Origin of the sequence: Marinifilum sp. D714 (genome assembly GCF_030851345.1) — a bacterium.
Classification (GTDB): domain Bacteria; phylum Bacteroidota; class Bacteroidia; order Bacteroidales; family Marinifilaceae; genus Marinifilum.
This window is the reverse complement of the sequence record NZ_JALPNU010000003.1, coordinates 47823-72356: the sequence shown is the minus strand read 5'-3', so window position 1 is coordinate 72356 and position 24534 is coordinate 47823. Positions and strand designations below refer to the sequence as shown.

At 33.9% G+C, this 24534-nt stretch carries 21 protein-coding genes and 1 pseudogene; 12 read left to right on the top strand and 10 right to left on the bottom strand.

Annotation, left to right across the window (positions count from 1 at the left end; translation table 11 throughout):
- Positions 1-21: 21 nt before the first annotated feature.
- From M0051_RS03965 to rimO, 6 genes are all read left to right on the top strand, one after another.
- Positions 22-930 (top strand): YitT family protein, encoded by a 909-nt coding sequence (locus tag M0051_RS03965; RefSeq protein WP_306740248.1) that lies wholly within the window; start codon positions 22-24, stop codon positions 928-930.
- A 280-nt stretch (positions 931-1210) separates the two neighbouring features.
- Complete coding sequence (rpmB, locus tag M0051_RS03960; protein WP_054721835.1) at positions 1211-1453, top strand: 50S ribosomal protein L28; 243 nt, start codon at positions 1211-1213, stop codon at positions 1451-1453.
- A gap of 14 nt (positions 1454-1467) precedes the next feature.
- Positions 1468-1650 (top strand): 50S ribosomal protein L33, encoded by a 183-nt coding sequence (gene rpmG / locus M0051_RS03955; RefSeq protein WP_054721833.1) that lies wholly within the window; start codon positions 1468-1470, stop codon positions 1648-1650.
- A 9-nt stretch (positions 1651-1659) separates the two neighbouring features.
- Entirely contained in the window at positions 1660-1815 is a 156-nt protein-coding gene (locus tag M0051_RS03950) for a DUF4295 domain-containing protein (protein ID WP_306740247.1), read from the top strand.
- A gap of 159 nt (positions 1816-1974) precedes the next feature.
- Entirely contained in the window at positions 1975-2925 is a 951-nt protein-coding gene (ftsY, locus tag M0051_RS03945; RefSeq protein ID WP_306740246.1) for a signal recognition particle-docking protein FtsY, read from the top strand.
- Positions 2926-3219: 294 nt separating this feature from the next.
- Positions 3220-4518: a 30S ribosomal protein S12 methylthiotransferase RimO gene (gene rimO, locus M0051_RS03940; protein ID WP_306740245.1), complete on the top strand. Its 1299-nt coding sequence runs from the start codon at positions 3220-3222 to the stop codon at positions 4516-4518.
- A 72-nt stretch (positions 4519-4590) separates the two neighbouring features.
- On the opposite strand, the gene M0051_RS03935 is transcribed toward rimO, so the two are convergent.
- From M0051_RS03935 to M0051_RS03925, 3 genes are all read right to left on the bottom strand, one after another.
- A complete protein-coding gene (locus M0051_RS03935; protein ID WP_306740244.1) occupies positions 4591-5181 on the bottom strand; it encodes a 3'-5' exonuclease in 591 nt (196 codons plus the stop codon).
- 59 nt (positions 5182-5240) lie between these two features.
- Positions 5241-5756: a thiol peroxidase gene (gene tpx, locus M0051_RS03930; protein ID WP_306740243.1), complete on the bottom strand. Its 516-nt coding sequence runs from the start codon at positions 5754-5756 to the stop codon at positions 5241-5243.
- 121 nt (positions 5757-5877) lie between these two features.
- The gene (locus M0051_RS03925; protein ID WP_306740242.1) at positions 5878-8376 is read right to left on the bottom strand and encodes an ATP-dependent Clp protease ATP-binding subunit; all 2499 of its coding nucleotides are present in this window, start codon (positions 8374-8376) and stop codon (positions 5878-5880) included.
- Positions 8377-8681: 305 nt separating this feature from the next.
- Here M0051_RS03925 and gyrA point away from each other — a divergent pair, with 305 nt between their 5' ends.
- The 3 genes from gyrA (at position 8682) to M0051_RS03910 (ending at position 13713) form a co-directional block, all read left to right on the top strand.
- Positions 8682-11180 (top strand): DNA gyrase subunit A, encoded by a 2499-nt coding sequence (gene gyrA, locus M0051_RS03920; protein ID WP_306740241.1) that lies wholly within the window; start codon positions 8682-8684, stop codon positions 11178-11180.
- A gap of 102 nt (positions 11181-11282) precedes the next feature.
- Positions 11283-12452 carry a tetratricopeptide repeat protein gene (locus tag M0051_RS03915; protein WP_306740240.1) on the top strand — a complete coding sequence of 390 codons (1170 nt, stop codon included), beginning with the start codon at positions 11283-11285 and terminating at the stop codon, positions 12450-12452.
- A gap of 91 nt (positions 12453-12543) precedes the next feature.
- The gene (locus M0051_RS03910) at positions 12544-13713 is read left to right on the top strand and encodes a lipopolysaccharide assembly protein LapB (RefSeq protein WP_306740239.1); all 1170 of its coding nucleotides are present in this window, start codon (positions 12544-12546) and stop codon (positions 13711-13713) included.
- 122 nt (positions 13714-13835) lie between these two features.
- On the opposite strand, the gene M0051_RS03905 is transcribed toward M0051_RS03910, so the two are convergent.
- The 4 genes from M0051_RS03905 to M0051_RS03890 form a co-directional block, all read right to left on the bottom strand.
- Positions 13836-15542 (bottom strand): response regulator, encoded by a 1707-nt coding sequence (locus M0051_RS03905; protein WP_306740238.1) that lies wholly within the window; start codon positions 15540-15542, stop codon positions 13836-13838.
- A gap of 9 nt (positions 15543-15551) precedes the next feature.
- Positions 15552-16649: an FIST signal transduction protein gene (locus M0051_RS03900; protein WP_306740236.1), complete on the bottom strand. Its 1098-nt coding sequence runs from the start codon at positions 16647-16649 to the stop codon at positions 15552-15554.
- Between the two features lie 157 nt (positions 16650-16806).
- Positions 16807-17976, bottom strand: coding sequence for an adenylate kinase (locus M0051_RS03895; RefSeq protein ID WP_306740235.1), 1170 nt, complete (start codon positions 17974-17976; stop codon positions 16807-16809).
- Between the two features lie 93 nt (positions 17977-18069).
- Positions 18070-18444 carry a hypothetical protein gene (locus M0051_RS03890; RefSeq protein WP_306740234.1) on the bottom strand — a complete coding sequence of 125 codons (375 nt, stop codon included), beginning with the start codon at positions 18442-18444 and terminating at the stop codon, positions 18070-18072.
- A gap of 213 nt (positions 18445-18657) precedes the next feature.
- Here M0051_RS03890 and M0051_RS03885 point away from each other — a divergent pair, with 213 nt between their 5' ends.
- From M0051_RS03885 to M0051_RS03875, 3 genes are read left to right on the top strand one after another with little or no spacing between them, the layout of a single operon-like run.
- Entirely contained in the window at positions 18658-19059 is a 402-nt protein-coding gene (locus M0051_RS03885; protein ID WP_306740233.1) for a hypothetical protein, read from the top strand.
- 4 nt (positions 19060-19063) lie between these two features.
- Complete coding sequence (locus tag M0051_RS03880) at positions 19064-20095, top strand: glycoside hydrolase family 130 protein (protein WP_306740232.1); 1032 nt, start codon at positions 19064-19066, stop codon at positions 20093-20095.
- A gap of 7 nt (positions 20096-20102) precedes the next feature.
- Complete coding sequence (locus M0051_RS03875; RefSeq protein ID WP_306740231.1) at positions 20103-21263, top strand: glycosyltransferase; 1161 nt, start codon at positions 20103-20105, stop codon at positions 21261-21263.
- Here M0051_RS03875 and M0051_RS03870 read toward each other — a convergent pair.
- The 3 genes and pseudogenes from M0051_RS03870 to M0051_RS19730 form a co-directional block, all read right to left on the bottom strand.
- Positions 21260-22744: a glycoside hydrolase family 130 protein gene (locus M0051_RS03870; RefSeq protein ID WP_306740230.1), complete on the bottom strand. Its 1485-nt coding sequence runs from the start codon at positions 22742-22744 to the stop codon at positions 21260-21262. The two genes, M0051_RS03875 and M0051_RS03870, sit on opposite strands and share 4 nt — an antisense overlap.
- Positions 22745-22817: 73 nt before the next feature.
- Entirely contained in the window at positions 22818-23423 is a 606-nt protein-coding gene (locus M0051_RS03865) for a trimeric intracellular cation channel family protein (protein ID WP_306740229.1), read from the bottom strand.
- 133 nt (positions 23424-23556) lie between these two features.
- Positions 23557-24522 (bottom strand): annotated as a pseudogene (locus tag M0051_RS19730) (phosphate acyltransferase); the annotation flags it as partial.
- Between the last annotated feature and the right edge of the window lie 12 nt (positions 24523-24534).

Sequence of the window (24534 nt, the reverse complement as noted above, 5' to 3'; positions counted from 1 at the left end):
ACTTTAACAAACACTATTAAAATGGCTTTTATTACTAAAGAAAAGTTCTTGTCGAATGAATGGTTAACGGCATACACTTACCTGATTATAGGTAGTATTATTTTTGCTGTTTCCGATATCTTATTTGTTGTGCCTTACAAATTGGCGCCAGGTGGAGTTTATGGTATTGCAACCGTACTAAACACATTGTTTGGCTGGAAAATTAGTTACTGTACTTTTGCAATGGAGGTTCCGTTGGTAATTATTGGTACAATTATTTTAGGCCCTCGATTTGGGATTAAAACAATGCTTAGTATTGGTATTATTTTGTTGACCGTTTGGATAATGGAGACATATGTTGTTCCTGGGTATCCAAAAGTAATTGCAGATCCAATGTTGAACACCATTGTAGCAGGTGTTTTCTATGGTATTGCTATCGGAATGATCTTTAAATCCAGAGCAACTTCAGGAGGTTCGGACATTATTGCAATGATTTTTGCAAAATACACTAAAATCTCTTTGGGTAAATTGGTAATGATTGTTGATGGTATAATTGTATTATTTACTTTGGTACAGCCAACAGAAACAGGAGCGATTGGATGGGAGTTTGTAATTTATTCATTGATCATTATTTATATCGAAGGTAAGATTATCGATATGGTGGTGAGTGGAGCAAACTATCACAAAACAGTTATGATTGTTTCAGATCAGTACGAATCAATCGTATCTAAAATTAAAGGAGATTTAAAACGTGGAGCAACTGTTTTTACTGGTACAGGTGCTTATTCGGGTGAAGAAAGAAAAATGGTTTACTCTGTAATGAGTCGAAGAGAGCTTGAGATTTTGAAGCTACACGTTAAGTCAGTGGATCCTGAAGCATTTGTGAACGTAACAGAAGCAAATGAAATTATCGGTAAAGGATTTAAATCTTTGAACGAGGAAGAAGAATAGAGAATAAGCTTGAGATAATTGCTTAAATCCCTCCGTATTCGGAGGGATTTTTTTATTTTTGCATGTAGGATCACTTCAATTTACAATTCAGATATTTATTGTTTGTTATTCTGAATTCTGGCAGATCATAAAAACGTATTGTTTTTGCAGATTAGCGGTGGATTGATGCTGATTGAAAATATATCTGTAAAAAGTTGTGAGATAATTTGATTTTTTAGAAAATTATTACGTATTTTGCGACCTGTTTGAAAAGCGTTTAAGGAAAAAAATAATCTGGACTATGTCAAGAGTTTGTCAAATTACTGGAAAGAGCGTAATGGTGGGAAATAATGTTTCTCACTCTAAGAGAAGAACTAAAAGAAGATTCTATCCAAATCTTTTCGTTAAAAAGTTCTATCTTCCTGAGGAAGATCGTTGGATTGAATTGAAAGTTTCTGCTGCCGGAGTACGTCTAATTAACAAATTAGGAGTAAAAGGTGCACTTACTAAAGCTCAAGAAAAAGGATTTATTAAAAATTATTAAAAAAGGCATAGAAAATGGCTAAAAAAGGTAATAGAGTGCAAGTAATTCTTGAGTGCACTGAGCATAAGGAAAGCGGTATGCCAGGAACTTCAAGATACATCACTACTAAAAATAAAAAGAATACTCCAGACCGTATGGAGTTGAAGAAGTACAATCCTATTTTGAAGAAAGTAACCCTTCACAGAGAAATTAAATAATTTTAAGATATGGCTAAGAAAGTAGTAGCATCCCTACAGAAAGGTGAAGGCCGTGGTTACGCTAAAGTAATCAAAATGGTGAAGTCACCTAAGACTGGCGCATACTCTTTTAAAGAAGAGATTGTTCCAAATGAGAACGTAAAGGATTTCTTTGCTAAGAAGTAAGAAATTCATATCATACTGAATCATAAAAGCTTCCCGATTATTTGGGAAGCTTTTTTTGTGCTTTAAAGCAAAACTTTTATTGTTTTATTTTAAAACGTTTATTGTTAATTGTTTGTGTTTGCGATTTTTTGTACTTTAGCAGCTTAAAATTTAGAAGAAATGGGATTATTTGGAAGTTTTTCGAAATCGAAAAAAGAAAATCTTAATAAAGGGTTGGCCAAAACAAAGGAAAGTGTATTCAAAAAGCTTTCCAGAGCTGTTGTTGGTAAATCTACCGTTGATGATGATGTACTTGATGAATTGGAAGAAGTATTGATTACTTCTGATGTGGGCGTGGATACAACATTAAAAATCATCGAACGAATTGAAGAGAGAGTTGCTCAGGATAAATTTTTGGGAACATCAGAATTGAATAGAATCTTAAAAGAGGAAATTGCTGCTCTTTTAGAAGAAAACAATAAAGGTGATTACGAGGCTTACGAACTTCCAAAATCAGAATATCCATACGTCATCATGGTAGTTGGTGTGAATGGTGTTGGAAAAACCACAACCATTGGAAAGCTAGCTCATCAATTCAAGAACGCAGGAAAGAAAGTGATGCTTGGTGCAGCCGATACTTTCCGTGCTGCAGCAGTCGATCAGTTAATTATTTGGTCGGAGCGAGTGGGAGTTCCTGTTGTGAATCAAGGAATGGGAGCCGATCCAGCTTCTGTTGCTTTCGAAACCTTAACCAAGGCCAAAGAAGAAGGTTCTGATGTAGTTATCATTGATACAGCTGGACGTTTGCACAACAAAATCAACTTAATGAACGAATTGAGTAAGATTAAGCGTGTAATGGACAGAGTAATCCCAGGTGCTCCAAATGAAATCCTATTGATATTGGATGGTTCTACCGGACAGAATGCATTCGAACAAGCAAAACAATTTACCAAAGCAACCGAGGTAAATGCATTAGCAATTACCAAATTAGACGGAACTGCCAAAGGTGGGGTTGTAATTGGTGTTTCCGATCAATTTAAGGTGCCAGTAAAATATATAGGAATTGGTGAAGGGATGGAGGATTTGCAGGTATTTAACCGTAATGAATTCGTAGCTTCATTATTTGATTGAAAAGATCGAATATTATAATATAAGATAGGCTGCCTTTTGGGTAGCCTTTTTCATTTTATGCCAATTGTACTTCAAAATGATTTACCAATCGTTTTGCTAATTACAATAGCATGTCCCGAATTTCGGGAGTTAATGCCGATACGGAATCACCTGCTGATTTTTTATCAATGCTCCCAGCAATCATAGGAATTGATTCGTAATCGGTATAAATAGATTCAAAAGTAAATATCGAGATGGGAAAGAGAGTAATTTATCCTATTTTTGCCAAAATTTAATTTGAGATAAGAGGATTGTATGAGTCAAAATAAAATCAACATTATTAGCTTAGGTTGTTCAAAAAACTTGGTGGATACCGAATTGTTAATGAAACAACTCGATGCAAATCAGTTTTCTGTTACATGTGAAGAAGAGAATAGCGATGCCAAAACCATTATTATTAATACATGTGGGTTTATTGGTGATGCGAAAGAGGAATCGGTTGATACTATCTTGCAATATGTGGAAGCGAAAAAAGATGGTAGAATCGATAAGCTTTTTGTGATGGGGTGTTTATCGGAACGATACAGAGAGCAATTAAGTAAGGAAATTCCGGAAGTTGATAAGTATTTTGGAAAGTTCGATTGGAAAGGTATGGTAAACGAGTTGAATAAAGACTATGTCCCAGATTTCAAAAATTTAAGAGTTGTTACTACTCCAAAGCATTTTGCTTATCTAAAAATTTCGGAGGGATGTAATCGCTCATGTTCATATTGTGCAATTCCAATTATTACAGGCAAGCATATTTCTCGTCCTATCGAAGATATTGTTGAAGAAGCAAAAAATCTTGTGAAAGAAGGAGTGAAGGAACTTTTGGTAATTGCTCAGGATCTTTCTTATTATGGTATCGATTTGTACAAAGAATCGAAATTGGCAGAATTGATAGAAGAGTTATCTAAAATTGAAGACCTGGAATGGATCAAATTGCATTATGCATATCCAACTCAATTTCCTTACGGTATTTTAAAATTAATGCGTGAGAATCCGAAAGTTTGCCGTTACCTCGATATTGCCTTGCAACATTCAAGTGACAACATGTTAAATTTGATGCGAAGGGGTATAGATAGAGCTAAAACCATTGATCTTATCAAAAAAATCCGCGAAGAAGTACCAGGTATAACGCTTCGAACTACCATGTTGGTTGGCCATCCAGGTGAAACAGAGGAAGATATGGAAGATCTTAAAAATTTCGTTCAGGAAATGAAATTTGAACGTTTGGGCGTATTTCCTTATTCCGACGAAGAAGATACTTATGCTGCAAATCACTACGAGGATAATATCCCTCAAGAAGAAAAGGAGAGAAGAAAAGAGGATATCATGTTGATTCAGCAAGATATCAGCATGGAGGCCAACAAAAAACGTTTGGGCGAAGAGTTAAAAGTAGTGATCGACAGAAAAGAAGGTGATTATTATTACGGAAGAACCGAATTTGATTCGTACGAAGTGGATCCGGAAGTATTGATTCCAGCAGAGTATGGAGATTTAAAGATTGGAGAATTCTACAATGTTGAAATAACAGATTGTGAAGATTACGATTTGTTTGGAATTGTAAAGTAATACCAATCATACAAAAATAGAATAAAGACCATCTGTAGAAATACAGATGGTTTTTTTGTGCAAAGTATTTTTCTAAAATAAACTTCCTTGCTGTTGGTACATTCCCGATTTTTTCAATTCAAAAAAGCAATCTGCACAAGCTCTAACATCTGCAAGGGCATCGTGGGCACCATCAAAACCTTTGTGGAAAAGATGTTGGTATAATTCGGTTAAATTTGGCCACTTGAAACCATATCTTCCAGGAATTTTACAAATGTTGGTTGTGGTTTTCATGGTACAGATTTTCGGAATCTCAGCCAATTGACTTGTTATATCCTTACGAAGAAATTCAGCACCAATTATTATTTCATCGAAACTAATATTGTGTGCAATTAAATATTCAGCATCATCCATTGCCGATGAAAATTCATTTAAAGCTTCGTAAAGATCTATACCTTCAGCAAGAGCTCTTTCTGTTGTAATGCCATGCACGTCCGATGCGTCGGTAGGAATCGTAAATCCTTCAGGAATTATAATTCTATTGGCTGATTTAATTTCCTGATCGCGACTATCATACAGTAGCCAGGCTAATTGAACCAGACGTGGCCAATTGTCCAAATCGGTAACAGGAGCATTCCATATTTTTGGTAAACCTGTGGTTTCGGTATCGAAAAATAAGTACATAGGTTGTGATATTAAAAAAAGCCCCCGAAGGAGCTTTCTGTATATTTTACAAGCTTAGATTAAACTAAAGATTTTGCTACTTCTAAAGCAGCTTCGTAATTTGGTTCTTCAGTCATTTCAGCAACATACTCAACATGTTTTACTTCGTTGTTTTTGTCGATCACCACAACGCCACGAGCAAGCAGACGTAATTCTTCAACTACGAAACCATATTTATAACCGAAATCACATTCCTTATGATCCGATAAAGTAACCAAATTTTCGATACCTTCAGCACCACAGAAGCGACCTAAAGCAAATGGAAGGTCGTTTGATAAGGTAATGATTTGAATATCTTTATCAAGCGAAGCAGCTTCTTTGTTAAATCTGTGAGTTTGAGCAGAACAAACACCAGTATCAATTGATGGAAATACTGAAAGAATTTTCACTTTTCCATCAAAATCAGAAAGTTGAACTGGAGCTAAATCTTGTCCCAAGGCTGTGAAGTTTTCAGCTTTCATTCCTGTATTTATTTCTGTTCCTACTAAAGTCATTGCATTTCCTGCAAATGTAACTTTGCTATTGTTTTTTTGCATAATTATGTATTTTGTTGTTTCGATCAAAGATAGGAATTGTTTTGATTTATTCTAAATAAATAGGAATAAAAAAGTATGAAAAAAGCATAAAAAAACCGGAGATTAACTCTCCGGCTTTCGTTTAATTAAGCTCTTTTTGAGCCTTTAGTATTTTGGTGGTGATTTTTTGTTTCGATTTGTCTAAACCTACCGATATGGTATCACCTTCAGTGATGCTTGCTTTAATTATCACTTCAGCCATTTCATCTTCCAGATACTTTTGAATTGCTCTTTTTAGTGGTCTGGCACCAAACTGAACATCGTATCCTTTTTCAGCAATGAAATCTTTCGCAGCAGTTGAAATTTTGATGTTATAACCCAAGTCATTGACTCTCTTATATAATCCGTTAAGTTCTATGTCAATAATCTTATGAATATCCTTCTGAGTTAATGAATTAAACATGACTAAATCATCAATTCTGTTCAGAAATTCAGGAGCGAAAGCTTTTTTCAAAGCCTTTTGGATAATGCTATTGGCATAATCATTCGAATCATTTCCTCCAGTTTGGAAACCAATGCCTTTTCCAAAATCTTTCAACTCACGACTACCAATATTAGATGTCATAATGATGATTGAATTTTTGAAATCAACTCTTCGCCCTAAACTATCTGTCAATTGACCGTCATCTAATAGTTGAAGCAGAATGTTAAACACATCAGGATGCGCTTTTTCGATTTCATCCAGTAGAACAACTGAATAAGGCTTTCTTCTCACTTTTTCAGTTAATTGTCCACCTTCTTCGTATCCAACATATCCCGGAGGAGCTCCAACCAATCTCGATACTGCAAATTTCTCCATGTACTCACTCATATCGATACGAATCAAAGCATCTGTACTATCGAAAAGATATTCGGAAAGGACTTTAGCCAGTTGGGTTTTACCAACACCTGTAGGACCCAGGAAAATAAATGTTCCAATTGGCTTGTTAGGGTCTTTTAAACCCGCTCGATTCCGCTGAATTGCTTTTACAATTTTAGCAATCGCATCATCCTGACCAATTACTTTACCTTGTAATTCTTCATCCATCTTAAGTAATCGAGAACCTTCAGCTTGTGCAATTCTTTTAACTGGAACTCCTGTCATCATAGCAACAACTTCTGCAATATCTTCTTCAGAAACCTTTTCTTTCTTAAGACTTAACTCCTGTTCCCATTTTTCTTTTTCTTTGTCAAGATCTTCAGCAAAGTTTTTTTCTTTATCTCTAAAGCTAGCTGCTAATTCAAACTTTTGCGCTTTTACAGCTTTAATTTTACTTTGACGAGTTTCTTCAATCTTTTTCTCTAGTTCTTCGATAATTACCGGCACATGAATGTTTGAAATGTGAACTCGCGAACCAGCTTCATCCAATGCATCAATTGCTTTATCTGGAAGATATCTGTCGCTTATATATCTGGAAGTTAACTTCACGCATGCACTGATTGCTTCTTCCGTATAATAAACACTGTGGTGGTCTTCGTAACGCTCTTTGATATTATTAAGAATTTCAATAGTTTCCTCAGCAGAAGTGGGTTCTACCATTACTTTTTGGAAACGTCTTTCCAAAGCACCGTCTTTCTCAATATTCTGGCGATATTCATCCAAAGTTGTTGCACCAATACATTGAATTTCTCCACGAGCAAGAGCTGGTTTTAGCATATTTGCAGCATCTAATGAACCTGTAGCACCACCAGCACCAACAATGGTGTGAATCTCATCAATGAATAGGATGATATCGGTTGTTTTGGATAGCTCATTTAGTATAGCTTTCATTCTTTCTTCGAACTGTCCACGATATTTAGTTCCAGCAACAATAGAGGCTAGGTCTAAGGTTACCACTCGTTTCCCAAATAGCACTCGTGAAACTTTCTTCTGAACAATTCTAAGAGCCAAGCCTTCTGCGATAGCAGATTTACCAACACCAGGTTCGCCAATTAGTATTGGATTGTTCTTTTTTCGACGACTTAAAATCTGCGCTAATCGTTCGATTTCAGTTTCTCTACCCACAATAGGGTCTAAGGTTCCTTCTTCTGCCGATTTTGTAATATCAATACCAAAGTTATCCAATACTGGGGTTTCGGATTTACCACGGGCACTTGATCCCTTTGATCCACCAGACATTCCACTTTTTCCTTCACGCTCCTCTGATGGATAATCAGCCTGAGCTTTAGGGAACAAAGTTTTTAAATTCTCTTTTACCTTATTGTAGTCTACGGTTTGATTCTCTAAAATTTGAGTAACCATACTCTTATCATCCTTTAATATGGCAAGCAGTAAATGACTGGTGTCAATGGTGTTATTTTTTAAGGCCTTAGCCTCCAAATAAATCAATTTAAGAACTCTTTCTGCTGACCGTTGTAAAGGAATGTTGTTTTGATCTAAATCAGTAATAGTGTCTGATTTAATTTCCCTTTCAATGTTTTTTCTGATGTCGTAAAGATCAACACCCAAAGAGATAAGGATATCAACAGCAATGCCTTCACCTTCACGAAGAATTCCTAAAAACAAATGTTCCGTTCCAATAGCACTATTTCCAAGCCTTTCAGCTTCTTCTTTGCTGTATGAAAGAACATCTTTAATACGAGGTGAAAATTTTGAATCCATATAGTAGGTCTTTAAATTAAATTCGTAAGTAATTGTTATTTAAATATTCGAATATTATTTTTCGAATTGATTAAAGCAACTTTAAAATAATGAAAAAATATTAGATACCGCCTAATTTCCACATCAATTTTCAATTAAAAACTCAATTAGAATCGGAATTAAACTAGAAATCAAGCTTTAAAGTAAAAAAGTAAAATATTTATCTTAATCCATACACAAATATAGATGCTTTTCTTACGCAAAAATCACATATTTTGTTACTTTTGTAGTTCTGAGAAAAGTTTAGAATTTTAAATTAATTATAGATGACTACGGGAGAAAGAATTATACGTATCAACATCGAGGAGGAAATGAAATCCGCCTATATCGATTATTCGATGTCGGTTATTGTTTCCAGAGCCTTGCCAGATGTTAGAGACGGCTTAAAACCGGTTCACCGAAGAGTACTTTTCGGAATGGGCGAGTTAGGTATTACAGCAAACAAACCGTATAAGAAATCAGCAAGAATTGTTGGTGAGGTATTGGGGAAATATCATCCACATGGTGATAGCTCTGTATACATGACTATGGTTCGTATGGCTCAACATTGGTCTTTACGTTACCCATTGATTGATGGACAAGGAAACTTCGGTTCTGTAGATGGTGATAGCCCAGCTGCTATGCGTTATACAGAGGCAAGAATGGATAAGATTGCTGAAGAAACCTTATCGGATCTGGATAAAGATACTGTTGATATGGTTCCAAACTTTGATGAATCATTAAAGGAGCCAACTGTACTTCCAACCCGTATTCCTAACCTTCTTGTTAATGGTGCATCTGGTATTGCTGTAGGTATGGCAACCAATATGCCTCCACATAACTTATCGGATACCATTGATGCAATTGTAACCACTATCGATAATAAAGAAGTGGAAATGGATGAGCTTATAAGGATTATTAAAGCTCCAGATTTCCCAACAGGTGGTACAATTTATGGATATCAAGGTGTTAAAGAAGCGTTTGAGACAGGTAGAGGTCGAGTAGTAATTCGTTCCAAAACAAATATTGAAACGGATGAAAAAGGCCGTGAAAAGATAATTGTAACAGAAATTCCTTACATGGTTAATAAGGCAGAGCTGATTATGAAGGCTGCTGATTTAATCAATGATAAAAAAATTGATGGAATTTCGAATGTAAACGATGAATCGGACCGTAATGGTATGAGAATCGTTTTTGATCTTAAGAGAGATGCAATTGCAAATGTTGTGTTGAATAAGTTGTTCAAATACACTCAAATGCAAACCTCTTTTAGTGTAAATAATATTGCACTGGTAAAAGGGCGTCCAAAATTGCTTAATCTGCGTGAGTTGATTGATAATTTCGTAGAGCACAGACATGATGTTGTTGTACGCAGAACTCAATATGAGTTAAGACAAGCTGAAAAGAAAGCTCACATCCTTAAAGGCTTGATTATAGCTTTAGATCATATTGATGAAGTGATTGCATTAATCAGAGGCTCTAAAACTCCTGAGGAAGCGAAGAACGGATTGATGAGCAACTTTGATTTGGATGAAATTCAAGCAAAAGCAATTCTTGATATGCGCTTGCAAAAACTTACAGGTTTAGAACGTGAGAAATTGCATGAGGAATACGAAGAATTGATGAAGTTGATCGATCACTTGAATGCAATTCTTGCTAATGAATCGATGAGAATGGATATCATTAAAGAAGAATTGTTAGAAGTTAAAGCAAAATACGGTGATGAAAGAAGAACCGACATTGTTTATGCTTCTGAAGAATTCAACCCAGAAGATTTCTATGCTGATGAAGAAATGGTAATTACGATTTCTCATATGGGTTACATTAAACGTACGCCATTGGCAGAGTTTAAGACACAGCATAGAGGTGGTGTAGGCTCAAAAGGATCAATTACCAGGGAGGAAGATTTCCTTGAGCACATGATTATGGCTACAATGCATAATACCATGTTGTTCTTTACAGAAAAAGGAAAATGTTTCTGGCTAAAAGTATACGAAATTCCAGAAGGAACTAAGCAGTCGAAGGGTAGAGCTATTCAAAATCTATTGAATATAGAACCTGATGACAATGTGAAGGCATATATAAATGTTCTTAACCTAAAAGAAGAAGAATATATTAATAACAACTACATTGTTCTATGTACTAAGAAAGGTGTTGTTAAGAAAACTCCTCTTGAAGCTTATTCTCGTCCTAGAGTAAATGGAGTAAATGCAATTACTATTCGAGAAGGAGATCAACTTCTTGAAGCAAAACTTACCAATGGTAAAAATGAAATTGTAATTGCTGGGCGTTCGGGTAAAGCCATTCGATTTGCTGAAGATCAAGTTCGTTCAATGGGTAGAACAGCCTCTGGAGTACGAGGAATTACGCTGAAAGACGAGAGTGATGAAGTTGTTGGCATGATATGTGTTGAGAATGGAGAAGAGGATATTCTTGTTGTTTCGGAAAATGGCTATGGTAAGAGATCAAATATTGATGATTACAGAATTACCAACAGAGGTGGTAAGGGTGTTAAAACCATAAGCATTACTGAAAAAACTGGCGATTTGATTGCTATTAAGAATGTTACTGATGCTGATGATTTGATGATTATCAACAAATCAGGTATTACCATTCGATTGGCAGTTTCAGATCTTCGAGTTATGGGACGTGCAACTCAAGGTGTTCGTTTGATCAACCTGAGTAAGAAGAGCGATTCGATTGCTGCTGTAGCTAAGGTAAATTCTTCAAATGAAGATGATGAAGAAAAAGGAGCGGAGCAAGCAACGGAAAATGCTGAAGAATAGTATTTTGATACTTAGAATAATTATAAAGTGATTAATCTTGTTCGAATATTCGGAGAAAGGTATATTTTTGTTCAAGATTGTTATAAAAACTAAACATTGATTATGAGAAAATTATCATTAATTCTGGTTATGATTTTGAGCGTTTCGGCTGTATTCGCACAAAAAAGTAAGGTTACCGGAGCACAAAACTTTCTTACTTCAGGTAAGTTAGATAAGGCTAAAGCAGCTATTGATGAAGGAATTAAGCATGAAAAATGTGTAAACTACCCTAAAGCATACCTTGTAAAAGGTAAAGTTTACCAAGGTATTTTTGAAAGTCCACTTCCAGCATACAAAGATTTGGCTAAAAATCCTCTTGATGTTGCTTTTGATGCATATTTGAAAGCCTTAGAGTTAGATGAAAAAGGAAAAATGGTTAAGCCTGTAAAAGCACAAATGACCAATATGATTCCTGATTACACCAATGAGGCAGTAAATCGTTACAACGAAGGAGATCATGCTGGCGCGTTGGCAGCTTTCGAGAGAGTATTGGAAATTGAAGCTATGGATATGTTTAAAGATAATCCTGTAGTAGATACTGCAGTTATTTTTAATGCAGGTATGGCTGCTCAAAAAGCTGAAAATTATGAAAAAGCTATTAAGTATTACAAACAGTCTATCGACTACAACTATGGAGGAGCTAAATCATATGCTAACCTAGCTAATGTTTTGAAGACAAACGGTAATGAAGAAGAAGCTGTAAAATATCTTCATAAAGGATTTGAGTTGTTTCCAAATGATTCATGGATGCTAGTTGAGTTAATTAACTACTACATGTTAGGAGGAGAGCCTCAAAAAGCTGCTGATTACCTTGATAAAGCAATTGCTTTAGATCCTAATAATGGTTCTTTCTATCGAGCAAAAGGTACTTTATACGAAAAGACTAAAGAACCTGCAAAAGCTGAAGAAATGTACATTAAGGCTTTAGAATTAACTCCAGATGATTACACATCTCAGTATAATTTAGGGCTTTTAAAACTGAACGCAGCAATTGCTAAGCATAAAGAAGCTAACGAAATTATGGATGCTAAAAAGTACAATGATGCGATTAAGGGTGTTTACGCAGAGTACGAAAAAGTAATCCCATATTTTGAAAAAGTTCTTGAAATGCAACCAGATGAGAAAAACTCATTGATTACTTTGAAAGAATTATATTTCAAGCTTAGAAATGAAAAAGAAGCTTATTTGGAAAAATACAACGAAGTGAAAGCGAAGTTGGAAGGAATGGAATAAGATTTCTATATTGACATAAAAAAGAGGGAAGCATTGTGTTTCCCTCTTTTTTTTCTACATTTAAACATTATTAAGTTTAATTATAGAAAACATGAAAAAAATACTATTCATTCTAGTTATGATGTTGAGCGCTTCTTCCGTATTCGCACAAAAAAGTAAAGTTTCTGGAGCGCAAAATTATCTTACATCTGGTAAGCTAGATAAAGCGAAAGAAAATATCGATGAAGGAATTCAGCATGAAAAATGTGCAAATTATCCAAAAGCCTACCTAGTAAAAGGTAAAGTTTACCAGGGTATTTTCGAAAGTCCGCTTCCTGCTTATAAAAACTTGGAAAAAAATCCTTTGGATATTGCTTATAATGCATATTTGAAAGCTCTTGAGTTAGATCAGAAAGGGAAGATGCTTAAGCCGGTAAAAGCACAAATGATTAATATGATTCCTGATTACACAAACGAAGCGGTTAATCGCTATAATGATAAAGATTATTCAGGAGCATTGGCTGCATTTGAAAAAGTTCTTGAAATTGAATCAATGGATTTATTTAAAGATAATCCAATTGTAGATACTGTAGTTATTTTTAATGCAGGTATGGCTGCTCAAAAAGCTGAAAACTTTGAAAAAGCTATCAAGTATTATAAGCAATCTATTGAATACAATTATGGTGGGGCAAAAACATATGCATATTTGTCGAAAGTTTTAAAAGCAAACGGTAATGAAAAAGAAGCTGTAGAATATATTCACAATGGATTTGAGTTGTTTCCCAATGATTCAGATATGCTTGTAGAACTGATTAATTATTACATGTTCGGTGGAGAGCCACAGAAAGCAGCAGATTATTTAGATAAAGCGATTGCTCTGGATCCAAACAATGCATCTTTTTATAGCGCAAAAGGCCAATTGTATGATAAAATGGGAGAGTTAGATAATGCCATTTCTATGTATAAAAAATCAATAGAATTAGATCCAGAAGCGTTTATTCCTAGATATAATTTGGCCATTATAGTTTCAAATAGAGTTAGTAAGCATCATAAAGAAGTAAATGAAATTTTGGATGCTAAAAAGTATAATGAAGCAATAAAAGAGGTTTATGCTGATTACGAACAGGTTATACCATATTTTGAAAGTGCACTCGAAGTAAAACCTGGTGAGAAAAACACCTTGTTGATTCTAAAAGAAATTTATTTCAAACTTAGAAATCAAAAAGAAGCTTATCTTGAAAAATATAATGAGGTAAAAACTCAATTGGATAATATGCAATAGGGCTAAATTGGAGGACCAAAGTTTGGTCCTTTTTTTATATACATAAAAATAACATAATGTGAATTATAAGACTTTTAATGGCTTGGTTTTATATCTATTATGAATTTTGTTTTTAATTGTTATTACAAATATTCCTGAAGTATCTGAATTAGTTTTCTTGGATCAATTGGTTTGGTTATGAAATTATCAGCTCCTGCATGTAAACATTCTTCGCGTTCATTGTTCATTGCATATGCCGTTTGTACAATTACAGGAATTGATTTATTTGTGCCTTTAATCTGCTTAATGGCTTCCAAACCATCAATTTCAGGCATTCTGATATCCATTAGCACCAAATCTATTTTAGGATTGTTATGACGACAAATTTGGATTGCATCTTTTCCATTTTGAGCCCATACAACAGATGCGTCGGTTAATTCGATTATTGCGTTTAGATAATTAAAGTTGGATCGAACATCTTCAGCTATTAAAATATTTTTTTCAGAAAAATCTAAATCATTAATGGAACCCAGACTATCATTTGAGTTTGGCTTAGTATCATTTAATAAGTCCATCTGAATTCTACCATTGCCCGATAATCTGAAGTAAAAATTTGATCCAACGCCTTCTTCTGTATCAAACCAGATTTCACCCTTTAACAATTGAATTAACTTTTTACACAAAGTAAGTCCCAATCCAAATCCTTCAAATTTTCTATTGGCTTCATAATCCAATTGTCGAAAGACTTCAAATATGTGTTTTTGTTTTTCCTGCGAAATTCCAATGCCCGTATCTCTTATGTAAAAAACAGGAATAGACTTATCATCAATATAGTATCCTAATTCAACTTTGCCAGCATTCGTAAATTTGATAGCATTATCAGCCAGACAATCCATTATTTGAATCAATTTGTCACGGTCAGATTCAATCTGTACATCCTCAGAATTATTGGGAAATACCAATTTAAAATTTACTTGAGGCTTATTGGAGAGTTGGGAATTTAAATGAGCTTTTACTTCCTTTAATGTTTCATTGATTTTAAAGGTTTTCAATGTGTAATTTAGTTGGTTTGAATCTACTTTTGATACATACAACAAATTATTAACCATTTTAAGTAGTTTGTAGCTGCTATTCAGTACGTTGTCAATAAATCCTTTCTGTTCCGAAGAATCAATATATTGATTCTTTAGTAGATTTGAAAATCCAATTACTGCATTAATTGGGGTTCTAAATTCATGACTGATATTTGAAAGAAATGCCGATTTTAATTCATTTGATTCTTCAGCTTCTTTCTTGGCTTTTTCTAATTCTTTCTGGGTCTTTGAGATTGTGATGAGATCAAGAATAGATTTTTCGTGAAACAGGCATGCTTTTACTGAAATGGCAAATTTATTGATTACATTTTTAAGTTTCCTTTGTTCAATTTCATTCCATAGTTTATCCTGTGCTGAAGTATACAGAACTACAAAACCCAACTCCTGTAATTTGTAACAAGTGATTACACCTCTCTCCTTCTTTTTAAATCCAATGGCTTCTCTTGCCTCTATGCTTAACGGAATTGAAAAGGAATCCTTATCTTCAAAACATTGATTTAAAAAATCTGAGTCTTCTATATCAGTTTGTTCGAGTTTAATTTGAGGATGTGAATATATTACTGTATATCCTGTAGTTTTTGTTGAGTATGGAATACTATAATTTCGAATCCAAACGCCACCAAACTCCAGGTTTTTTCTTGACATCAGAGTTTGTAAGAAATTTTTGCAGTTTTCTTTTCTATCAAGAGATTGTCCTACAGATAAAGAAAGTTCATATAGAAACGATATATCAGTAATTAAGCTATTTGTATTCATTATTATAAATTAATAAGCTAGTCCTAAAACAACCGATTTATTAAGTAATTCCAAGTATCCATTTCCACTAGAATAAATTTCTCCTATGGATAAAGCACCTTCTAATTCGCAATGAGGAAAATTTGTAATTATCTCATTGTTAAATGCTACCAATTCGTCATCAAACCGGGTTTGTAAATGTTTAACTCTTGATATACAGCTAAATATTAGTGCTATAGGATTATTTTTAGACTCTATAACACAATTGGATATCATTGTACTGGAGATGCTTTCTAGCGTGTCCTGTTCTATTGCTAGAATATCAATTAATGAATTTTCTGGAATGTTGCCAACGCATGTAATGTATCCCTTGGAATTTACTTCAAATGGATCTCGAACGATATAATCCCTGTCTTCTTTATAGATTCCAAATGGGAAATGAATTGAATGAGATGAGAAATTCTCTTTTGTGAGATTTAGGTTTTGGGTTTCTTTGAGACATTTTTGATATACATCAAACGCATTTTCCCAATTGAGTTCCTTAATTAAATTTTTTTCTGATTTGGTGACTATGAATGGTCCTTCAGACTTCTGCCAACCATGTTTTGCATCCATTCTAGTATTTGAATTGAGGAAAACAATAATGGTTCCAGTATTAAAAACGCCATCATTTGTTAATAAGATGCCTTTATCTTTGGTTTCTAAACAGCCTACACCCCCACCAAAGAACCGAACATTATTTCCTAAGTGTGTAAATAATGTAGTCAAATGATCAGATGCCTTTTCGGAAAGACCATCAATTAAAGTAAATGCAGTAGTAAATTGACGATCGTGATAACTTGCAAATTGACTTAAAAACTCCTCTTCAGAGTTGAAATAAATTGGAACAACATCAAAATTGATCTTTTTAATGATAATCCCAGTATCGGAGGTAATACTTTTGTAGATCACTTTAGGAAAAACCCCGCCTATAAATAAATGTTTTGCTTTATTTAAAGAAAGAACTAGTTTCTCCAGATTTAGTTTACAGTTTTCTCCTATCAATAATAAAAATTGAGTGTTATCAGAAACAGAAAGTTCCTTTAACCCTTTAAGAATACTATTGATAGTAGGTTTTTCTAAATACATAAACCCTAACAGTGATTGGTGTTGTCTACAATGTTAGCAAAATAAAAAAATATTTTTTCTCAGATTTGACAAAATATCAAAATGAGCTTGTCAAGCGGTAGATTTTGTGTTTTATCGAAAAAAAATGCCGGTTTTTAAATCAAAACCGGCTTTTTTGTTATCTAATCTTTTTAAATGATTCAATTACAGCTTCACTTAATCGATCTGCAACCAGATCTTCATCCCCAACTCCATCAACTAATTCTAATTTATTTTGTTTCGAATAGTAATCACTTACTTTAGAACTTCTTTTTTCATGCTGTTCCAATCGATGTATTATTATATCTGTATCAGCATCATAAGCTCGTTTGCTTTGTGTTTTACTTCTGGCTGTAAGCCTTTTAATCGATTCTAATGTAGGTACATTCAAGTTAATGGCAGAAGTAACAGTAGATTGAAGTTTTCTTAGCAATCCATCTAATATATATGCCTGAACAATTGTTCTAGGGAATCCTTTAAAAATAAATCCATTTGCATCAGGATGTTTTTTAATTTGCCTTTCAATTAGTTTAATGGCAATTTCATCAGGAACAATATCCCCTTTCTCAATATAAGTTTTAGCACTTTTACCCATTTCGGTTCCCTTCTTAATTTCCTGGCGCATTAAATGTCCGGTTGAAATATAAACCAAATTGAATTTTTCAGCTAATTTTCTTCCCTGAGTTCCTTTTCCCGAACCTGGAGGTCCGAGAAGGACTAAATTGATCCAAGATTTTTCAAGTGTTTGATCAATAACATTCGTTAGACGATCGAAAATTTGATTAATACCACCTAACCCATCAATCCCGTGATAGATTTCCTTTTCTTTATAAAAGTTAGCTACAGGAGCAGTTTTGGTATCATATTCTTGTAACCTAACATCGATAACTTCTTCAGTATCATCAGGTCTATTCTCTTTTGTTGCTCTTTCAAGCAAACGATTGCGTAATTGATCCGTAGGAACTTCTAGGCTCAACATACAATCCAATTTTGTGTTCATTTTTAGAAGCAAACCTTCTAGAATATAGGCCTGTACTGTTGTGCGAGGAAAACCATCAAATAAAAAACCTTTAACTTCAGTATTTGTTTTTATTCTCTCCTCAATAATTTGAACTATAATTTCATCGGGCACCAAGCCTCCCTTTTTGATTATATCTTTAGCTTGTAGGCCAAGTTCAGTTCCTTCCGCAATTTCACTTCTTAGGATATCACCAGTTGAAATATATGCTAAGTTATACTTCTCAACCAGCATTTTAGACTGGGTTCCTTTTCCGGCTCCTGGAGGTCCAAACAATGCAATGTTTAACATGTGGTTAAATTTATGTTTTTTAAGTTAGTCAAGATTCAAAATTAGTAATTTTTATGCTACATCTACACGTTTTTAATGTTTTTATATACTCTATTATTTTAAAAACAATCGAGCAGAAAAATTAAATTTTTTCGCAATTTTAAAAACATCTGCAAACCAACAAAATAGGTGAAGAATACCAATTAACATAAATATTGGAAAAATGGGTCCTATCCAAAATGAGTAATTAACAATGGAGAAAAAGATGTAACCTCCAATTAAAAGTACACATCCAATAAATTCATACTTCCAAACAACAATTAATCCTATAAGCATTATTAAATTGCCCAGAAATAATTTTACCTCTTGATTACTCATCATATCCAAATCCGGTGCACCAATTTCAATAGCAAACCAAACAAAAAATAGGAATAGAAATATTCCTAAAAATCTTGCTACCCAACGTATAATATTTATTAATAACTTCAAATCTAATTGTGTTTTCTATTTCAATTCTGAGTATCTCAAATATAACCGATTTAAAATGGATTTGAAAGTTTGATCTTAAACTAAATTGCTTTCTATATTTGATGAGCCAACATTTAATATTTTATATACTTGATTATTAATCAATTTAAATTGACTTTCTTCAATTAAAGGCGTATATTTTTTATAAATAACGAACTATTTAAACACATTGTTATGAATGCAAATTATATATGTCCACATTGTAGAAACTATCTGAATGTTAATGATAGAATTGTAATCTCAGCTAAAAATGAAAAAGGTCAAAAAGGAGTTCTGCTATTTAGCATACACCTTGGTGATTATGAGATTCTTAAACATGCAAATTTTGAAATGGAAAACAATGAAAAGATCTCTATGTTTTGTCCTTGTTGCCACAAGAGTTTATTGGATAAAAGAATTCATGAGAACATTTACAAAATTGTAATGCAGGATGAAGAAGATCAGGAGTATGAAATTTTATTTTCTGGAGTATATGGTGAACGTTGCACTTATCAGATTTCCGAGGATAAAGTAGATACCTATGGTGAACATGCTGCTAAATACTTAAACTTCACCAATTTGATTGATATGTCTTGAAATCATGAAGAGACATAAAAATAATCCATTGATTCACCCTGAAGATGTTAAGGCTTCTAATCCTTCTTTTAAGGTATTAGGAGCATTTAATCCTGGTGCCATACAGTTTAAAGATGAAACTCTTCTTTTAATCAGGGTGGCGGAGAATTCTTTACCTGAAAAAAATCACATTACCATTCCGTATTACCATGATGGTGAGCCCAAGGTAATGAGAATTGATAAAAATGATCCTAAATTAATCTACAAAGATACACGGGGGTATTTTTATCAAGGTGTTGATTATTTAACAACGATAAGCCACTTGAGATTGGCTAGAAGTAAAGATGGGATTAACTTTATTGTAGAGGACAAACCATTTATCTATCCTACTCTGGATTGTGAATGTTTTGGCGTTGAAGATGCTAGAATAGTTCAAATAGACGATGTTTTTTACATTAATTACACAGCTGTGTCAGGAGATGGATATGTAACTTATTTGACAAAAACAAAAGACTTTATAAATGTTGAAAAACTTGGAATTGTTTTTCCTCCTTTAAACAAGGATGTGGCATTTTTCCCTGAAAAAGTAAATGGAAAATATGCAGCAATTCATCGCCCCGATAATAAGGGGTTTGGATTGCCCTCTATTTGGTATGCCACTTCTCCAGATATGAAGAATTGGGGTGAACATATTTGTTTGTTACGTCCTGATGGTTCAAAAACTGAACGGCAAAAAATTGGAGGTGGTTCCTCTCCAATTAAGACAGATAAAGGTTGGTTGATAATATACCATGCGAAAGGAGAAGAAAGCGTTTACTCCTTAAAATTACTGCTTCTTGATTTTCATGATCCTACTAAAATACTAAAGAAGCTCGATGCACCTGTGTTGATTCCAGAAATGGAATACGAGAAGAATGGCTTCTTCCCTAATGTTGTTTTTACCAATGGTATAGTGGAAAAGGATAATGGAGAATTATGGATTTATTATGGGGCTTGTGATGAGACGGTTTGTCTTGCGATTACAAGTGTACAAAATCTATTAAAATGTTTTAATTAAGCTTATTATGAGAATTGCATATATTTCAACGTATCCGCCTACGGAATGCGGAATCGCAACTTACACTCAATATTTAACTAACTCTGTAAGTGCTAAGGGAAAAGAAATTAGAATATTAGCTCAAATTGGAGCAAAGGGGGATAATGTATTTGAGGTATATGCACCACATGACAAGGACATTGCTTCTAAATTATTCTTTCATGTAGAAAGATTAACTCCTGATATCGTTCAAATCGAACATGAGTTTGGCTTATTTGGGGATCAACGAGGAGTGCAGATTGTAGAGTTTTTAATTCGTTGTAATTTAGCAGACACACCTGTAGTTGTAACTTTGCATACTGTTTTTGAGGACCTTAAATATCAAGAAAAAATAATTGTTCAGCATATTTTAAATTTAAGCTCGTCGATAATTGTTCATGAAAGCTTTCAAAAAGATATTCTTTTGAAGGACTATGATTGCCCGAATCCAATACTTGTTATTCCACACGGTGTTCGTGAAATAAAGAGAGTTGAGAATGCGAAGGAATTACTCGGTTTGGAAGGAAAACAAGTGCTTCTGTTGGCTGGTTATATGAGATCAACCAAAAATTTTGAGAAAATCATTGATTTGCTTCCTCGACTAATTGAAAAGAATAAAGATTTAGTTTTGCTTATGGCTTCCAGAAGCAGAATTAATGAGCAATCCGATTACAAAGATCAAATGTATAAATCATTGGATAATCCTGAGATCAAGAATTATGTTAAAATTCTTTACGGTAAGTTTCCGCAATTTACGTTGGATACAATTTTAAGTGCTGCAGATATTATGGCTCTACCATATCTTAAAGGAGGTCAAAGTGGAGTGTTGGCTCAAGCATCAGCTTTGCTATTACCAGTAGTTACTTCTGAATTAATAAGTTTCAAAAATTGGATAGAAGAAGTTAAAGGTGGATTTTATGCAACAACGGATGATGAATATGTAAATCACATCACCAATCTGCTACAAGATGATGACTTAAGGATTGAATTTCAAGAGAATATAAGAATTAATAATGAGAAAATTAATTGGTCACAAATTGCTAAAAGGCATATTGAAGTGTATGAAAAACTTTTGGTACCACCCATTAATGGTGCACAGTTCTATTATAGGCCAGAACGTTTGGATTCAAACACAAAAATTGTTCATTAATAGTAAACCATCTTATCGAATAATTCCTCTGCCTTAAGTGATGCAATCCCGGAACGTGAATCGGACATCGCATATGGTAGGATCAGCATGTCTTTATGAATAATTGCACCGCAAGAATAGACAACATTAGGAACATAGCCGTTTCTTTCTTGTTCGTTAGGAATTAAAAATGGATCCTTTAATAATCCGATAACTTTTGTTGGATCTTCCAAATCTAGCAAAATGGCACTTATGGTATAGGTTCGTACTGGACCAACACCGTGAATTAAAAGAAGCCAGCCTTTTTCAGTTTCAATGGGAGAACCGCAATTGCCAATTTGGAAAAACTCCCAGTAAAATGCAGGTGGTTTCAAAAGAATTGGGTTTTCCCAATGCTTAATGTTATCAGAAAACATGATGTATAAGTTTTCATTGTCATTCCTGGATATTGTAGCGTATTTGCCATGTATTTTTCTAGGGAATAATGCCATGCCTTTGCCTTTTGATCCTTCACCCAAAAGAACTGATACTTTAAAATGACAAAAATCAACAGTTTCTATCAATTGGGGCAAAGCTGTAAAACCATTGTAAGCAGTATAAGTTGCGTAGTAAACATGTTTTCCCGTTCCATTACCATTTTTAAATAATACAAACCTGGCATCTTCAACTCCTTTGATTTCATTATTCGAAATAGGGAAAATTACTCGTGCGCTAATATCCAATTCAGGCGAAAATTTGATCTCATAATTAGCGTTGGCTAACCACAGTAAGGTATCAATAGCCTCTTCGCTACTCCTCCCTATTTTTTTGTGCTTTATATCTTTCTTTTTTCTGAATATTTGAATGGCTTCCTCTAGTTCATTAAATGTAAACTCATCCAATAAATTGTCTAATATTTTTGAAACCAAATCATAAGTACCAATTTCTTTTAACTTCAGGCAAAAATCACTTTTTAAATATATGGGATCAGGAATTCGGTTTACCCGTTCAACCAAAGCGCTGTTTTTTTGTACCAGCAATTCACCATTAGACCTAATTACACCTCGTCTAAAAACAATTGAAGAAATATGCCCTTCTCCTACAGCTCTGAAGCTTAACAGAACCTTTAATCTATCAGATTCAGAATCGATAGCCTCAGGGTGAATAACAATGGATGGATTAAAAAGCGCAGCGGATTCAATGGAATATTCCATTGTGAAATAAGAGCCTATTAATAGCTTTTGTTCCAAGCTAAAGTCATTTTCGAATTCTGTTATCTTAACAATTTGGTCGAAATTATCCTTAAAAATTCTCTTTATATTGCGATGGCGCTTAGAAAAACTTTTTAAAGTTTGATCTAGAATATTTTTAGCTTCTTCCTCAGGCAAAAGAAATATTCGTTCAAAAATATTCTCTATGCGTTTTAAGTTTCCTGGAGTAAAAAAACGAGTTACCACTCGAGAATCATCCGGAGTAAAATGGAGAACTTGTTTGTTTATGGAAATTGCTTTTTTATTAGCCATCTGAATCCTTTTTAACGAGCTTACTAAATATACGAAATTTCAGCTCGTTAAAGAAAAAGGAATGGCTTACCAGCTAGTATTTTAATACAGGCAATGAGATTTTAAATCTAATACAAAGCAATCTGAAAAGTATAATACAAAAAATGGTAAGAGACTGATTTAATGCAGAGTTAATCTCTATTGAATTTAACAAAATAAATAATACACCACCAGCGAGACATGCAGTTGCATAAATTTCTTTTCTGAAAATTAAAGGAATATCGTTACACAAAGTATCGCGAATTACTCCACCCATTACCGCTGAGAATAAGCCCATGATAATTGCCAGAAATGGGTGAATACCAAGACTCAATGATTTTTCAATACCGATAATTGTAAAAACTCCAATTCCAATAGTATCAAAGAGAAACAGTGTGCGTTTCAAAGTCATAATTGTATTCTTGAAAAGGAAAGTAAGAATTACTCCCAAACTAATAATCACGATATAATTTAAATCACTAATCCAGGCAACTGGGAAGTTACCCAAAATCACATCTCTTAGCGTACCACCGCCAATAGCTGTAATAAATCCAGTAAAGTAAGCTCCAAATAAATCAAGCTTTTTATTTGCTGCAGATAATGTTCCACTGATTGCAAATACTAGCGTTCCAATAAGATCTAGAAAATATATTACACTCATGATTAAAAATTTTTGCAAAATTAGAAAGTCCGATGATAAAACAATACCAATTGTCAATTAAAATGATCTTTCTTAATAAAAAAAGAGGATGAAATTAACTTCCATCCTCTTCATATTTGTGTTAATTTTTAGTTTATCCCTGTGCATCCACTACGGCTATTGCCGTCATGTTAATGATTTCTCTTACAGAACATCCCATTGGTACAATATGGAAAGGCTTTGCAGTTCCTAACAAAATAGGTCCGATATTTTCCAATCCACCAAGATCTTGCATTAGCTTGTAAGCAATATTTCCGGAGCTCAGATTTGGAAATATGATTGTATTCACATCTTTTCCTTTAATCTTGTTAAAAGCAAAGGTCTCATCTCTCAGTTTTTTATCAAGGGCAAAATTCAATTGCATTTCACCATCAACTGGCAATTCAGGATGATTTTCGTGCAAATATTCAATTGCCTTATTGGCTTTTACAGGGCTACCTTTTCTTACCGAACCAAAGTTTGAATAAGATACCATGGCCATTACCGGATCAACATTAAATGTTTTTAATGCGCGAGCAGTACTTAACGTTGTATCAACCAAGGATTGTGGTGTTGGTTCTGAATTTACTGTAGTATCAGAGAAGAAAAGAGGTCCTTTTTTGGTCATGATTATGTTCATTCCCACAAGAGTTTTCATTCCTTCCTCGATACCGATTACTTTGCTGGCAATTTTAAGTGCTTCGAAATATCTGGTTGCGTATCCTGAAATAAATGCATCTGCATCGCCATTTTCAACCATCATGGCACCGAAATAATTTCGGTCGTACATTTTTTCAGCTGCTTCCTTGTGAGTTAAACCTTTACGGCCGCGTTTCTCACATAAAATATTAGCATAGCTGTCTCTTCTTCTTCTTTCAGCTTCACTTCGAACGTCAATAATATCAGCACCAGTTAAATCCAACTCATTTTCTTCAACAATGCGCTGAATATTTTCTGGATTACCCAATATAATTGGCTTTGCTATTCCTTCGTTTAGAGCAATTTGGGCAGCTTTAAGCACATTAAAGTTATTACCTTCGGCAAATACAACACGTTTAGGGAATCTTTTTGCTTTGTTGAATACTGTTCTTAG